The 14,137-nt window shown below is 69.3% G+C and carries 13 protein-coding genes; 3 read left to right on the plus strand and 10 right to left on the minus strand.

Annotation, left to right across the window (positions count from 1 at the left end; translation table 11 throughout):
* Nucleotides 1-33 precede the first annotated feature (33 nt).
* Complete coding sequence (locus tag ACQPYZ_RS30645; RefSeq protein ID WP_433162212.1) at nt 34-705, plus strand: TetR/AcrR family transcriptional regulator; 672 nt, start codon at nt 34-36, stop codon at nt 703-705.
* Here the strand turns inward: ACQPYZ_RS30645 and ACQPYZ_RS30650 are convergent.
* The gene (locus tag ACQPYZ_RS30650; RefSeq protein WP_433162213.1) at nt 700-1,662 is read right to left on the minus strand and encodes an endonuclease/exonuclease/phosphatase family protein; all 963 of its coding nucleotides are present in this window, start codon (nt 1,660-1,662) and stop codon (nt 700-702) included. The two genes, ACQPYZ_RS30645 and ACQPYZ_RS30650, sit on opposite strands and share 6 nt — an antisense overlap.
* Before the next feature lie 116 nt (nt 1,663-1,778).
* On the opposite strand from ACQPYZ_RS30650, the gene ACQPYZ_RS30655 reads away from it, so the two are divergent.
* A complete protein-coding gene (locus ACQPYZ_RS30655) occupies nt 1,779-2,222 on the plus strand; it encodes a GNAT family N-acetyltransferase (RefSeq protein ID WP_433162216.1) in 444 nt (147 codons plus the stop codon).
* On the opposite strand, the gene guaA is transcribed toward ACQPYZ_RS30655, so the two are convergent.
* Nucleotides 2,223-3,773, minus strand: a complete 1,551-nt coding sequence (guaA, locus tag ACQPYZ_RS30660; RefSeq protein ID WP_433162218.1) for a glutamine-hydrolyzing GMP synthase — start codon at nt 3,771-3,773, stop codon at nt 2,223-2,225.
* A 230-nt stretch (nt 3,774-4,003) separates the two neighbouring features.
* Between guaA and ACQPYZ_RS30665 the strand changes: the two genes are divergently transcribed.
* The gene (locus ACQPYZ_RS30665) at nt 4,004-4,705 is read left to right on the plus strand and encodes a hypothetical protein (RefSeq protein WP_433162220.1); all 702 of its coding nucleotides are present in this window, start codon (nt 4,004-4,006) and stop codon (nt 4,703-4,705) included.
* Nucleotides 4,706-4,741: 36 nt separating this feature from the next.
* Here ACQPYZ_RS30665 and ACQPYZ_RS30670 read toward each other — a convergent pair whose 3' ends face one another.
* The 8 genes from ACQPYZ_RS30670 to ACQPYZ_RS30705 all read right to left on the minus strand — a co-directional run bounded on the left by ACQPYZ_RS30670 (nt 4,742) and on the right by ACQPYZ_RS30705 (nt 14,118).
* Entirely contained in the window at nt 4,742-5,914 is a 1,173-nt protein-coding gene (locus tag ACQPYZ_RS30670; RefSeq protein WP_433162222.1) for a hypothetical protein, read from the minus strand.
* Nucleotides 5,911-6,564: a dethiobiotin synthase gene (gene bioD, locus ACQPYZ_RS30675; RefSeq protein ID WP_433162223.1), complete on the minus strand. Its 654-nt coding sequence runs from the start codon at nt 6,562-6,564 to the stop codon at nt 5,911-5,913. The genes ACQPYZ_RS30670 and bioD overlap by 4 nt, the downstream gene beginning before the upstream one ends.
* A 31-nt stretch (nt 6,565-6,595) precedes the next feature.
* Nucleotides 6,596-7,717, minus strand: coding sequence for an 8-amino-7-oxononanoate synthase (locus ACQPYZ_RS30680; protein WP_433162225.1), 1,122 nt, complete (start codon nt 7,715-7,717; stop codon nt 6,596-6,598).
* Entirely contained in the window at nt 7,717-9,018 is a 1,302-nt protein-coding gene (locus tag ACQPYZ_RS30685; RefSeq protein WP_433162227.1) for an adenosylmethionine--8-amino-7-oxononanoate transaminase, read from the minus strand. The genes ACQPYZ_RS30680 and ACQPYZ_RS30685 overlap by 1 nt, the downstream gene beginning before the upstream one ends.
* Nucleotides 9,018-9,206: a hypothetical protein gene (locus ACQPYZ_RS30690; RefSeq protein ID WP_433162229.1), complete on the minus strand. Its 189-nt coding sequence runs from the start codon at nt 9,204-9,206 to the stop codon at nt 9,018-9,020. The genes ACQPYZ_RS30685 and ACQPYZ_RS30690 overlap by 1 nt, the downstream gene beginning before the upstream one ends.
* A complete protein-coding gene (bioB, locus tag ACQPYZ_RS30695; RefSeq protein ID WP_433162230.1) occupies nt 9,203-10,198 on the minus strand; it encodes a biotin synthase BioB in 996 nt (331 codons plus the stop codon). Before bioB ends, ACQPYZ_RS30690 begins: the two co-directional genes overlap by 4 nt.
* 547 nt (nt 10,199-10,745) lie before the next feature.
* Nucleotides 10,746-12,449, minus strand: coding sequence for a GMC oxidoreductase (locus ACQPYZ_RS30700; protein WP_433162232.1), 1,704 nt, complete (start codon nt 12,447-12,449; stop codon nt 10,746-10,748).
* Between the two features lie 76 nt (nt 12,450-12,525).
* Nucleotides 12,526-14,118: a succinic semialdehyde dehydrogenase gene (locus tag ACQPYZ_RS30705; protein ID WP_433162234.1), complete on the minus strand. Its 1,593-nt coding sequence runs from the start codon at nt 14,116-14,118 to the stop codon at nt 12,526-12,528.
* Nucleotides 14,119-14,137: the final 19 nt, after the last annotated feature.

The following is a 14,137-nucleotide window of genomic DNA, read 5'->3' on the forward strand; positions in this document are numbered from 1 at the left end:
GACGTACGGCGGAGTGCGGGCAGACGGCCCTCCTTGGACGTCGACGCGGTCGTGCGGGCCGCCATCCAGCTGGCCGACGAGCAGGGACTCGACGCAGCCTCGATGAGCGGAGTGGCGAAGGCGCTCGGCGTCGGCACTATGACGCTCTACACCTATGTGCCCTCGAAAGAGGAGCTGCTGGACCTCATGGTCGACCAGGTGCTGGCTGAGCGACGGTTGCCCGCTCCAGGTGAGCCGAGGCCGGCGGACTGGCGTGAACAGGTGGAGGTGTACTCCGAGGAGACCCGTGCGATGTTCCAGCGCCACCCCTGGCTCGCTCGGGTCTCCACCGTCCGGCCGCCCGTCGGCCCGGGCATGCTGGCCGGCCGCGAGTACCTGCTGTCCACCCTGCTCCCCCTCGACCTGACCCCACGCGACACGAACACGGCCGCGCTCGCGATCACGACGTACGTCGACTCCGCCGCCGGCGAGGAAGCCGAGAGCCTCCAGGTCGAACGGGTGACCGGGCAGAGCCACGAAGCCTGGTGGTCCGAGCGCGACGAGCTCTGGGAGACGTACTTCGACGTCGACAGGCATCCCGCGATGACGACGATCTGGCACGCGAACGGGTACCAGGACACCGTCCGCGAAGCCGCCACCGACGCGTACCGCTACGGGCTCGACCGGCTCCTGGACGGTATCGAGGCGCAGGCGAAAACCCTATAGATCAAGGGTGATCCAGGCCGGATCGTGATCGGTCCCGTCCCGCTCGAGCTTCCGCCGCCGGCCGATGAACGCCTCCCGCAACCGCGGCGCCAGCGCCGGTGACAGCCAGATCTGATCGATCAGGTCGAACACCCGCGGCTGCCCGGACGCCTTGAACGTCGACGTCCAGGCCGGGTTCGGCGGCAGCGTGACCGACGTGGTCACGGAGCCGATCTCGGTCGGCGTCAGCAGCGCGTTCACCAGGCCGGCCTTCTGGTACGACGCCAGCGCGGGCGAATCCGGGGTGTCGTTCATATCCCCGCACAACAGGAACCGTTGCCGGGTGCTCGTCCGCTGGGCGATGATCCGCATGATCATGTCCGCCTGCTGCGTCCGCAGCAGCTGCGCCGCCGCCGCGGCCGCCTCCGGGTCCTCGACGGTGAAGTCGACGAACTTCGACTTCAGGTGCGTGCCGAACACCGTCAGTACCTTCCGCCCGCGCGCGTCCAGGATCTCCGCCTCGACCAGGTCGCGGGAGAAGATCGGCCGGTCCGGCACGTCCGGGTGGAACGCCCGCTGGTAGCTGGTCACTCCGCCGAGCGGCCGCCGCGACAGGATCCCGATGTCGATGAACCGGGTCGAGTCGTTGCCGTCGATCACCATCACGTGCGGGTACGCGCCGTCCAGGTGATCGCGGTTGAACTCGCGCAGTACGTCGGAGTTCTCGACCTCCTGGACGACCCAGACGTCGACGTCCGCCGCGAGCAGCCGCTCGGCGACACGGTTCGTGTCCTCAGGCTTCTTCGCCACCAGCAGCTTGCCCCGGCCGTCCAGCTGCAGCCGCCGGCGGTGCTCGTCGTCGAACGTGTACGTCGCCGGCACCGAACTCGTCCCCTGCGCGAGCACGTCCACCGCACCCGCGAAGTTCCACCGGTCGAACAGGTTGTTGAGATTGAACGTCCCCACCGTCAGTGTCATAGCCCCTCCCCCTTGCTCACAAAGTACGCCGTCCCCAACCCCCCGTCACCAACACCAAGCAAACAGTTGCCAACACCTGTGGCCCGACCGACCATGATCGCGATGCACGCTGAGAGGTGGACGTGACCGGAGTTGATGATCCTCGGACGAACCTCGTCGTACGCACGGCCGAGCAGACGGACCGCGCGGAGATCCGTCGCCTGCTTCGCGAGCTCCACCCGGACGGGGCGGAATCGCTGACCCTGCCTGCGATCCGGGTGGATGCTCAGACGTTCATCGCCCGAGTCGGTGAGGACGCCGTCGGGTTGGCCGTGGTGACGTTCGTGGACTACGGGCATGAGCCGTACGGGATGCTCGAGGAGCTGGTCGTGGATTCCTCCCGGCGCGGAACAGGCGTCGGGAGGGCACTCGTCGAGGAGTGCCGGGCATGGCTGGGCCGTCTCGGGGCGGAGGTTGTGTTTGTCTCGGCGGTCGACGAGCGGGCGGCTGAGTTCTACCTCGGGACCGGGTTCGAGCGGTGTAGTGGGCCGTGGCTCTTCGGGGCGGTCAGGGGCGGCTGACTACTCCCACTCGATGGTGCCGGGGGGCTTGCTGGTGATGTCGAGGGCCACCCGGTTGATCTCGTCGACCTCGTTGGTGATGCGGGTGGAGATCTTCTCGAGGACGTCGTACGGGAGGCGGGCCCAGTCGGCCGTCATGGCGTCCTCGCTGGTGACCGGGCGGAGGACCACCGGGTGGCCGTAGGTGCGGCCGTCGCCCTGGACGCCGACCGAGCGGACATCCGCGAGCAGTACGACGGGGAACTGCCAGATGTCGCGGTCGAGGCCGGCCGCGGTCAGCTCGGTGCGGGCGATCAGGTCGGCGGCGCGGAGGATCTCCAGGCGTTCGTGGGTGACCTCGCCGATGATGCGGATGCCGAGGCCGGGGCCCGGGAACGGGTGCCGGTAGACCATCGCCTCCGGCAGGCCGAGGGCGAGGCCGAGCTCGCGGACCTCGTCCTTGAACAGCGTCCGCAGCGGCTCGATCAGGCTGAACTGCAGGTCGTCGGGCAGCCCGCCGACGTTGTGGTGCGACTTGATGTTCGCGGCCCCGGTGCCGCCGCCGGACTCGACCACGTCCGGGTAGAGCGTGCCCTGGACCAGGAACTCGATGTGCCGCTCGGCGTCCAGCTTCCGCGCGGTCGCCTCGAAGGTCCGGATGAACTCGCGGCCGATGATCTTCCGCTTCTCCTCCGGGTCCGTCACGCCGGCCAGCGCGGAGAGGAACTGGTCCTCGGCGTCGACCACCTCGAGCCGGATCCCGGTCGCGGCGACGTAGTCCTTCTCGACCTGCTCGGACTCCCCGGCCCGCTGCAGGCCGTGGTCGACGTACACACAGGTCAGCTGGTCGCCGATCGCCTTGTGCACCAGGGCGGCCGCGACCGCGGAGTCGACGCCGCCGGACAGCGCGCACAGCACCTGCTTGTCGCCGACCTGCTCGCGGATCAGCTCGACCTGCTCGTCGACGACGTTCGTGGTCGTCCAGTCGCCCCGGCAGCCGGCGATCTCGTAGAGGAAGTGCTCGAGCACGGCCTGCCCGGCCTGTGAGTGCAGGACCTCCGGGTGCCACTGCACGCCGGCGAGCCGGCGGTTCAGATCCTCGAACGCCGCGACCGGCGCACCCTCGGAGGCAGCCAGTACGGCGAAGCCGGCCGGCGGCGCGTGGACGGCGTCACCGTGCGACATCCACACGTTGAGGTCCTCGGGGATCCCGGCCAGCAGCGTGCCCGCCGAGCTCACCGTCACCGGCGTCCGGCCGAACTCGCGCAGCCCGGTCCGGCGGACCTCGCCGCCGAGCGTCTGCGCCATCGCCTGGAAGCCGTAGCAGATCCCGAACGCCGGTACGCCGGCCTCGAACAGCCCGGACTCGACCCGCGGCGCGCCCTCGGCGTACACCGACTGCGGCCCGCCGGACAGGATGATCGCCTTCGGGTTCCGGGCGAGCATCTCCTCGACCGGCATCGAGTGCGGCACGATCTCGGAGTACACCTTGGCCTCGCGGACCCGGCGCGCGATCAACTGCGCGTACTGCGCCCCGAAGTCGACAACCAGAACCACCTCATGCTCACTCACCCGCAAAGCCTATCGGTGCACCTCAGCCCGCCTGTAATCCACACTCTCCGGACGCCGGCGCCGATTATCAGGGTTCGTGATCACGCCGTTACACTCAGCCGCACCACGAGCTGACCGGACACCTGAGCAGACCCGAGAGATGCCGAAGGCCCGCCGGCGTTCACCGACGGACCCTCAGGCAATCGTGTAACGGAGAGACCTGCCTCCGCCTTCACCGACAGCTTAGGATCATGCCTCCACCGAATCAAACTCCCGACCATCACGCCCTGGTCGCCGCCAAGCTCAGCTCACCACGCCTCGCCCCTTACCTCACCGCGACCCAGGACAACGTCCGTCAGGCACTGCGTCTGTACCAGTGGAACATCGAGGTGTCCGGCGCTGTGTACGAGTGCCTTCACCGCTTCGAAGTCATTCTGCGCAACGCACTCGACGAACAACTCTGTCGGTGGAACAAGACGCAGCGCGACCGCCGGAACGGGCGGCAGCACTCGTCGGACTGGCTGGTGGATCCGGCCCGGCTCCTCGTTCGCCTGGCGGGTGATGACATTCACAAGGCTGTACGGCGGGCGCGGACCGCCCGGCGTGGAGCCCGGAATCCACCAGGGCATCCCGACATTCTCGCCCAGCTCAGCTTCGGCACGTGGCGATTCCTGCTGCCCGACAACGACCCGGGCAGGCAACTGCTCTGGAACAAGGCCCTCGCCGCGGCCTTCCCGAAGCTGGCCGGCACGCCGGGCGAGCTCGTCGACCACGTAGACCACATCTACAAGCTGCGCAATCGCGTCGCGCATCTCGAACCCCTGCTCAACGCCGGTATGGTCGCCGACCGCTTCGGCCGGATGAGGACCGTTCTTCTGGCGATCGATCCGGCCCTGGAGACGTGGTTCGTGTCCAGGCAGCGTGTCACGGCGACTCTCGGCGCCAAGCCGTAGGACCGCTGTGACGGCGGCGTTCGGTGGGGGTGATCTTCAGGTCATCGCGACCAGGAGGCGGGTGGGGGCTTGGAAGGAGAGGAGGTTGAGGAGGGGTGGGCTTTCTAGGAGGTGTACGGCGGGGAGGAGGGTGGCGGCGGATTCGAGGGCTACTCGGGTTTCGAGGCGGGCGAGGCCGGCGCCGAGGCAGCGGTGGATGCCGATGCCGAAGGCCAGGTCGGCGGGGCCGCCGTGGCCGGTGAGGCCGAGGAGGACGGGGGCGCCCGCGGGCAACTCGACCTCGCCCACCACCGCGGGCCGCGCGGTGACCCGGCGCCAGGTCGGCACCGAGGACGCCTCACGCAGAACCTCCTCCACAAGATCAGCCGCTGACGGTCGAACTCTGCCGCCAGCCTGATCAGCCGCTGGCGGTCGGACACTGCCGCCAGCCTGATCAGCCGCTGACGGTTGGACCCTGCCGCCGGCCTGATCAGCTGGTGACGGTTGGACTCTGGCTTCGGCGTGGAGTTGGTGATGGAAGGCGGTGGAGATCAGTTGGGTGGTGGTTTCCTGGCCGGCGATCAGGAGGAAGTAGGCGACGGCGCAGACCTCCTCGGTGGTGAGGCCGAGGGTGATGAGGGTGCCGAAGAGGTCGTCGGCGGATGCTCGGCGGGCGGCCGCCGTACGCGATCGGAGCCAGTCGTAGAACTCGGCGGCACTGTGGGCGAGCTCCAGCTGCCGGTCCTCGTCGGGCCAGCCCCAGAAGAGCTCGAGCGAGTCCCGGCTCCACGCCTTCAACGCAGGTACGTCGACGTCGCGCAACCCGAGCAGGTGGAGCAGGACCAGGGCCGGCGGCTCGGCAGCGATCGCCTCCACCAGATCAACCTGCGAGCCAGCAGCCAACCGCTCGGCTGCCGAAGCGACCCGCGACGACGTCAGCGATCGAGTCAGTGGCTCCACGGCCGCTACCCGAGCCGGGCTGAAGAGCCGCGCCACCGTCGCCCGGATCGGCCGGTGCGACTCCCCCGCGTTGTTCGCCAGCGTCGGCGGCAGCGCGAACCCGACCGACGACAGCACCCGCAGCGCCTTCACTGACAGCGGCGTGTGCGCGAGTACGGCGTTGTCCGGCCGGAACGTCTCCGGGTCGAGCAGCACCTCCCGGGCCAGGGCGGGATCGTCGACCACCCAGTACCCGAGCTCCTTGTCGTACCGGGCGGGACAACCGGTCACGCGAACCAGCCGGGCGCGTCGCGCGCAAAGGTCTCGAGCTCAGCCGCGCCCGCGGGAAGCCGCCCGATGACCGGTACGCCGGTCACGGCCGGCAGATCCTCCAGGTTGCACCGCTCGGCCAGGTCGGGGTCGGCCCACGAGCCGATGATCAGCCCCTCGATCGGCAGGTCGCGGCGGCGCAGAGCCTCGACGGTGAGGCCGGTGTGGTTGAGCGTGCCCAGCCCGGCGCGCGTCACCACCACGAAGGCGAAGGGGATCGACAGCTCGGTGGCGAGCTCGGCCAACCCGCGCCCGTCCTCGTCTAGCCCGACCAGCAGTCCCCCGGCACCCTCGACCAGGACCTGGTCGCGAGTCGCCGCGAGCTCCGAGATGAACGCGGCGTGCTCCTTGAGGGTCGGCAACCGAACGCCTTCTCGCCGAGCCGCGGTAGTCGGCGCCAGCGGATCGCGCAGCCGGATCCCCTCGTGCAGATCCGTGCAACCGGAGAGCCGCTCGACCTCGGCCAGGTCCCCCGGCTCGTCTGGAGCAACGCCCGTCTGCGCAGGCTTCACCACCGCGACCGACCCCGAGGCCGACGCGCGTACGGCGAGCGCCGCAGTTGCGATCGTCTTGCCCACACCGGTGTCAGTACCGGTGACGATGGTGATCACGAGCACCCTCCCGTGCCGGTGACTGCGGGGATCATGAGGCTCGTCCGATCGCGTCAAAGACGACGGAGCAGGCTCGGTTGAGGTCTTCGGGAGTCAGGCCGGCGTTTGCGGTGAGGCGGAGGCGGCTGATGCCGTCGGGGGTCGAGGGTGGGCGGAAGCTGCCGACTCGGATGCCGGCGTCGAGGCAGAGTTGGGCGGCGTGGACGGTTTCGCGGGGGCCGGGCATCGGGACTGAGATCACAGGACCGGAGGCCGGTGGGACTCCGCACGCCGACGCCAGGCGGGCTGCTGCCGCGTGGATCGCGGCAGGGCGAGCCGGCTCGGCCTGCAGGACGCGGAGAGCGGCGAGTGCGGCCGCGCAGGCTGCCGGGTTGAGGCCGGTGTCGTAGATGAACGACCGCGAGCGGTTGATCAGATGCTCACGCAACAGAGCCGGACCGAGGACGACACCACCCTGCGAGGCCATTGCCTTCGACAACGTCATGGTGACGACCACGTGGTCCGCTCCGGCCAGCCCAGCCGCGTGGACCGAGCCGTGCCCCCCGCCGGTGACGCCTAACCCATGCGCCTCGTCGACGAGCAGCACAGCGTCGTGGGTGGCGGCGGTGTCGGCAAGCGCGGCGAGGGGCGACGAGTCGCTGAGGACGGAGAAGACCGATTCCGTCATCACGACCGCGTGGGGTTCGTTGCGTTCGGCAAGGAGCTTCTCGACCGCGTCGACGTCGTTGTGCGGAAAGACCTCAACCCGGGAACGCGACAGGCGGCAGGCGTCGACGAGTGAGGCGTGGACATGCTCGTCGGACAGCAGGAGCGTGCCGGGACCTCCCAGGGCGGTGACGACGCCGAGGTTGGCGAGGTAGCCGGAGGAGAAGACGAGGCCGGACTCGTGATCGGTGTACGACGCCAGCGCGGATTCCAGTTCCTCGTGCAACGACGTCGTACCGCTGACCAGGCGCGAAGCAGTCGAGCCGGTCCCCCAGACCTGCAAGGCTTCGGCGGCCGCGGCGACCACTCGCGGGTCACGGGACAGGCCGAGGTAGTCGTTGCCGGCCAGGTCGATCAGGTTGTCGTCGGCGGCTCGGGGCCGCAGGCGCCGAGTGAGGCCGCGAGCTTCCAATGCGGCGGCCTTTGGGCCGAGCCAGTCTTCCAGCATCAGCCGACCTCCCGCACCGCACCGGTGATCGCCGCACCGATCGTCGCGATCTCGTCCTCGGTGCAGACGTACGGCGGCATCGTGTAGACCAGATCGCGGAACGGCCGGACCCACACGCCCCGCCGCAGGACCGCCTCCGTCATCCGCTTCATGTCGACCGGCCCGCCCAGTTGGACGACACCGACCGCGCCGATCACCCGGACGTCCTTCACCCCGGGCAGTGACGCGGCCGGCGCAAGCCCGGCCGACAGACCCGCGGAGATCTCCGCGACCCGGCCGGCCCAGTCCTGCGACAGCAGCAGGTCGATCGAGGCGAGCGCGGCCGCGCAGGCCAACGGGTTGGCCATGAAGGTAGGCCCGTGCATCAGGGCACCACCCGGGCCGTTCGAGACAGTGTGGGCAACCTCTGTGGTGCAAAGCATGGCGGCGAGGGACAGGTAGCCGCCGGTCAGGGCTTTGCCGATGCAAAGGATGTCCGGATCGACGCCGGCGTGCTCGGAGGCGAACAGCGTGCCCGTACGGCCGAAGCCCGTGGCGATCTCGTCGAAGATGAGCAGCAGACCGTGCTGATCCGCGATTTCGCGGAGGACGCGGAGGCAGGCGGGACTGTAGGGGTACATGCCACCGGCGCCTTGCAGCACCGGCTCGACGATGATGCCGGCGAGCTCCGGCGCGTGCTGCGACGCCAGGGCGGTCACAGCGTCGGCCCAGGCCAGGAACTCGGGGTCGTCGTCCGGACGATCGAACCCGGCCGGCGGCTGTGGGCCGAACACCTGCTCCGTCAGCGCGCCGGTGAACAGCGAGTGCATCCCGTTGACCGGGTCGCACACGCTCATCGGCGCGAACGTGTCGCCGTGGTACCCGCCGCGGACGGTCAGCATCCGGGTCCGGCCACTGTTGCCCCGGGCAACCTGGTACTGCAGGGCCAGCTTGATCGCGACCTCGACCGACACCGATCCCGAGTCGCAGAAGAACACGTGCCGCAGCGGTTCCGGAGTGATCCCGACCAGCCGCTCGGCCAGCGAGATCGCCGGGTCGTGCGTCAACCCGCCGAACATCACGTGGCTGAAGTCGTCCACCTGGCGCTTGACCGCGTCGTCCAGGACCGGATTGCGGTAGCCGTGGATCATGCACCACCAGGACGCCATCGCGTCGATCGCCTCGACCACGCCGCCCGCGCCGTCGTCGAGATGCAGCCGTACGCCGGACGCGCCCCGGACCAGCCGCACCGGCGACGGGTCGGTCAGCGAGGAGTACGGGTGCCAGAGCAGCTCCGCGTCCCGGGCCAGCAGGCCGGACATCAGGACGAGACCTCGCCGTGCACCGAGCAGCGGGCGGTCCAGCCCATCGGGTGGACCTGGACGACCATCCGCCGGCGGCACCGGTCGCAGTACCGCGGTGGTTCGAGCGTCAGCGCCTGCCGGCAGGCGTCGTGGCTTCCGTCGGCGGTCTCGCGGCCGCAGTGACCGCAGTACACCAGGGTGGTCATAGCGTCTTCTGGAGCTCCTTGACCGGCATCTTCAGCTCGGCCAGCAGGTCGAGGTCCGCGGTCGCCGGCCGTCCGAGGGTGGTCAGGTAGTTGCCGACGATGACCGCGTTGATCCCGCCGAGCAGGCCGTCACGGGTGCCCAGGTCGCCCAGGGTCAGCTCGCGGCCGCCGGCGTACCGGAGGACCGTGCGCGGCATCGCCAGCCGGAACGCGGCGATGGTCCGCAGCGCGTCCTTGCCGTCCATGATCTCCAGGTCGCCGAACGGCGTACCCGGGCGCGGGTTGAGGAAGTTCAGCGGCACCTCGTGCGGGTCCAGCTCGGCCAGTTGCGCGGCCAGCTCGGCGCGCTGCTCGACGGTCTCCCCCATGCCGACCAGACCGCCGCAGCACAGCTCCATGCCGGACTCCTTGACCATCAGGCAGGTCTCCCAGCGCTCCTCGAACGAGTGCGTGGTGACCACGTCGCCGAAGTACGAGCGGCCGGACTCGAGGTTGTGGTTGTACCGGTGCACGCCCCAGGAGCGGAGCTCGTCCACTTGCTCCTGGGTCAGCATGCCGAGCGAGCAGGCGATGTTGATGTCGACCTCGGCGTTGATCGCCTCGATGCCGGCCTTGACCTGCGACATCAGCCGCTGGTCCGGTCCGCGGACGGCGGCGACGATGCAGAACTCGGTCGCGCCGGTCTTCGCGGTCTCCTTGGCGGCCTCGACCAGCTCCGGGATGTTCAGCCAGACCGAGCGCACCGGTGAGGTGAACTGACCGGACTGCGAGCAGAAGTGGCAGTCCTCCGGACAGCCGCCGGTCTTCAGCGAGATGATCCCCTCGACCTCGACCTCCTCGCCGCACCACTTCACCCGGACCTCGTGCGCCAGGGCGAGCAGGTCGGCCAGTTGGTCGTCCGGCGACCGCAGCACCTCGACCAGTTGCTCCTGGGTCAGGCCGACGCCCTGCTCCAGAACCTGCGCCCGGGCCACCTCGAGGATGTCGCTCATCGTTCTCCTGCCTCATCTGACGGTCGGCCCACAGTAAGTCAGGCCGCATCGAAGTCTCTGCGAGGGGCGTCACGTGGAACACCGCAGGCCCGGGTGACTCAGCACTCTCCGCAGCCTCCAGAAAACTTTCCGGAATTTCTTCGGAACCTCGTAACCCCCTGTAGAGGGCGTCGTTGATGTGTGCAGAGGCGGTTACCGCAAGGAAGACCGCCACCCGGTTACCAGGAGCAAACGAATCGCCGATCATTACGATCGGCACGCAGAGTGGTCACAACCACTCGCGAAGGCTCGAAACTCCGGAAATCGGATGTAAGGTAGTGACCAAGAGCTCGGGTCGCCAGCTGTGGCTGGTGACCCGATCCCAAAGCGCCGGGCGCCTCACCCCGGCTTGAGTGGGTCCCTCGGGAAACGATTTGGGCGGAAACGTTCCCGAGGGACCTGCTCCCTTTTCCAGGCCTTTTCGAATTACCTCTCGAACCTCAGCAGCCACACCAGTTGCTGAGGTTTTCTCATTTCACCTGACCGTGCGTGAACTATTGTCGTTGTGTTACGGCTTCGTCACAGGCTGCTTCGGCACGATCGGCAGCCGCAACGCCCCCGGTGCATCGGCCGGGACGACGGGATGCGCCGGCTTCACCGGCTGCACCCGCTGGTACGCCGACCCGACCGGCGGCCGGACGTCCTGGTCACCCTTGTTCGGCCAGAACGACAGCGCGCGCTCGGCCTGGGCGGTGATCGTCAGCGACGGGTTCACCCCGAGGTTCGCCGAGATCGTCGACCCGTCCAGGATGTGCAGGCCGTCGTACCCGTAGACCCGGTGGTACGGGTCGACCACGCCGGTCTCGGGTGAGTCGCCGATCGCGCAGCCGCCGATGAAGTGCGCGGTCATCGGGACGTTGAACGGCTCGCCGATGGTGCCGCCCGGCGTCCCGTTCATCAGCTTCGCCATCCGCCGGACCACCTGGTTCGCGACCGGGATCCAGGACGGGTTCGGCGCTCCGTGGCCCTGCTTCGACGTCAGCCGCCAGCGGCCGAACCGGTCCCGCTTGCCGTACGTCGTGATCGAGTTGTCCGCGGTCTGCATGACGAGCGCGATCACGGTCCGCTCGGACCAGTGCTTCAGGTCGTACAGCCGGCGGATGTTCTTTCGCTGGACGCCGAGCTCGCGCACCCACGTCCGCCACCGGGGCCGGTCGCCGTCGCCGTCGGTCAGCACGGTCTGCAGCAGCGACATCGCGTTGCTGCCCTTGCCGTACCGCACCGGCTCGATGTGGGTGATGTCGTCGGGGTGGAAGGACGAGGTGATCGCGACCCCTCGGCTGTAGTCGACGTCCCGGTCCCGGGCGATGGCCCCGAGCAACGACTCCGAGTTGGTCCGGGTGAGGACGCCGAGCCGGTCGGACAGCCGCGGCAGTTTGCCCTCGTCCCGGAGCCGGTGCAGCAGTTTCGCCGTACCCAGGGCGGACGCGGCGAACACCACCTGCTGGGCGGTGAACCGGCGCGTGCTCCTGCGGTTGGCGGTCCGCCGGGTATCCACGGCGTACCCTCCGTCCGGCAGCGGCTCGACCGAGGTGACTGTGGTCATCGGATAGACGTCGGCGCCGGCCTTCTCGGCCAGGTAGAGGTAGTTCTTGGTCAGCGTGTTCTTCGCGTTGTGCCGGCAGCCGGTCATGCACTCGCCACAGTCGATGCAGCCGGTACGGCGGGGGCCCGCGCCACCGAAGTACGGGTCGTCGACCTCGACGCCGGGCTCGCCGAAGAAGACGCCGACCGGCGTCGGGTGGAAGGTCTCGCCGACGCCCATCTCATCGGCGACCTGCTTCATCACCCGGTCGGCCGGGGTGAAGTGCGGGTACGTCGTCACGCCGAGCATCCGCTTCGCCTGGTCGTAGTACGGCGCGAGCTCGGACTTCCAGTCGGTGATGTGCGCCCACTGCCGGTCGGTGTAGAACGCGGGCAGGGGCTCATAGAGGGTGTTCGCGTAGACCAGGCTGCCGCCGCCGACGCCCGCGCCGGACAGGATGATCACGTCCCGCAGCGCGCTGATCCGCTGGATCCCGTACCAGCCGAGCCGTGGCGCGAACAGGAACCGGCTCTTGTCCCACGAGTTCTTCGCGAAGCCGGCGTCCTCGAACCGCGCGCCGGCCTCAAGGACGGCGACCTTGTATCCCTTCTCGGTCAGCCGCAGGGCGCTGACGCTGCCACCGAACCCCGACCCGATGACGACGACGTCGTAATCATTCTGCCTCACGCACGTCCTCGCTTCGCTCCGGGCGCGCCTGAGGCAGAAACACCGCTGTGCCGTTCGATGCCTTCGCTTCGCTCAGTCATGGCCGGCCCAGCTTCTTGAGGACGCGGAGGGCTCCGGTGATCAGCTCGGCGTACGTCTCGTCGGAGACGCCGTGCGAGGCGGCGATCGGGAGCAGGCGCTGGGTGGCGATCGCCTGCGGGTCGACGTACCGGCGGATGCCCTCGACGCCCTGACGGCGGCCGAGCCCGGACGCGCGCATGCCGCCCATCGGGGTGTCGATCGAACCGAAGGTCGCGCCGTACGCCTCGTTCACGTTGACCGTGCCGGCCACCAGTTGGGCCGCGATCGCCCGGCCGCGGCGGCCGTCGCGGGTGTAGACGCTCGCGTTCAGCCCGTACTCGCCCTCGTTCGCGCGCTGGATCGCCTCGGACTCGTCGGAGAACCGGTAGATCGACACCACCGGCCCGAACGTCTCGTTGTCGAAGCACTCCATCTCCGGCGTCACCCCGGACAGCACGGTCGGCTCGTAGAACAGCGGGCCGATGTCCGGCCGGGCCTTGCCACCGGCGAGTACGACGGCGCCCTTGGACCGGGCGTCGTCGACATGCCGGGTCACGGTCTCCAGCTGGGCCTTCGAGATCAGCGAGCCCATGTCGACGTCCCAGCCCGTCCCCGCGGACAGCCGGAGCTTCTTCACCCGGTCGATGAACGCCGTGACGAAGGCGTCGTACACCTGGTCGGCGACGTACAGCCGCTCCATCGAGACACACAACTGACCGGCGCTCGAGAAGCACGCCCGGACGGCGCCTTCCGCGGCCCGGTGGATGTCTGCGTCACGCAGGACGAGCATCGGGTTCTTGCCGCCGAGCTCGAGGCTGCAGCCGATCAGCCGCTCGCCGGCCTGCTGCGCGACCAGGCGGCCGGTCCGGGTCGAGCCGGTGAAGCAGATGTAGTCGGCGTTCTGGATGAGCGCGCCACCGACGGTCGGGCCGTCGCCGTTCACCGGCTGCCAGACGTCCCGCGGCAGGCCGGCGTCGTACAGCAGCTCGAGCGCCCGGAGCGCGGTCAGCGGGGTCTGGCTGTCCGGCTTGTGCACGACGGCGTTCCCGGCGAGCACGGCCGGGAGACCGTCGGAGATCGCCATGCTGAGCGGGTAGTTCCACGGCGAGATGATGCCGACGACACCTTTCGGCACGAACCGCTGCTCGGCCCGGGTGAGCAGCGGGAACATGCCCAGCTTGCGCTGCGGCTCGAGCAGCTCAGCGGCCTTGCGGCCGTAGTATCGCGCGGTGAGGGCGACGTGCGCGACCTCCTCGAACGCCTGCTTGCGCGCCTTGCCCGACTCGAGGATCACCAGGTCCACGAGCTCGTGCCGGTGGTCGAGGACCAGGTCGTGGTAGCGCAGCAGGATCGCGGCCCGCTCGGCCAGCGGCACCCGCTTCCAGGTCTGCTGCGTCCGTCGCGCCGACCGGACCGCCGCCACCACGTCGTCCGGGCCGGACAGCGGCAGGGTCGCGATCGGCTGACCGGTCGCCGGCGCGTACGACGTCCGCGGGCCGGCCGAGGCGCGCAGCAGTCCCGACAACCGGCGGACCACCGACTGATCGGTCGCGTACGACGCGGTCGGGTCGAGCTCGGGGTCGGCAGGAATCGACGTCTGCTCGCTCATGGGTCAAGGCTACCTGTCG

This window comes from Kribbella sp. CA-247076 (assembly GCF_050942445.1).
In the GTDB taxonomy this organism is placed as follows: domain Bacteria; phylum Actinomycetota; class Actinomycetes; order Propionibacteriales; family Kribbellaceae; genus Kribbella.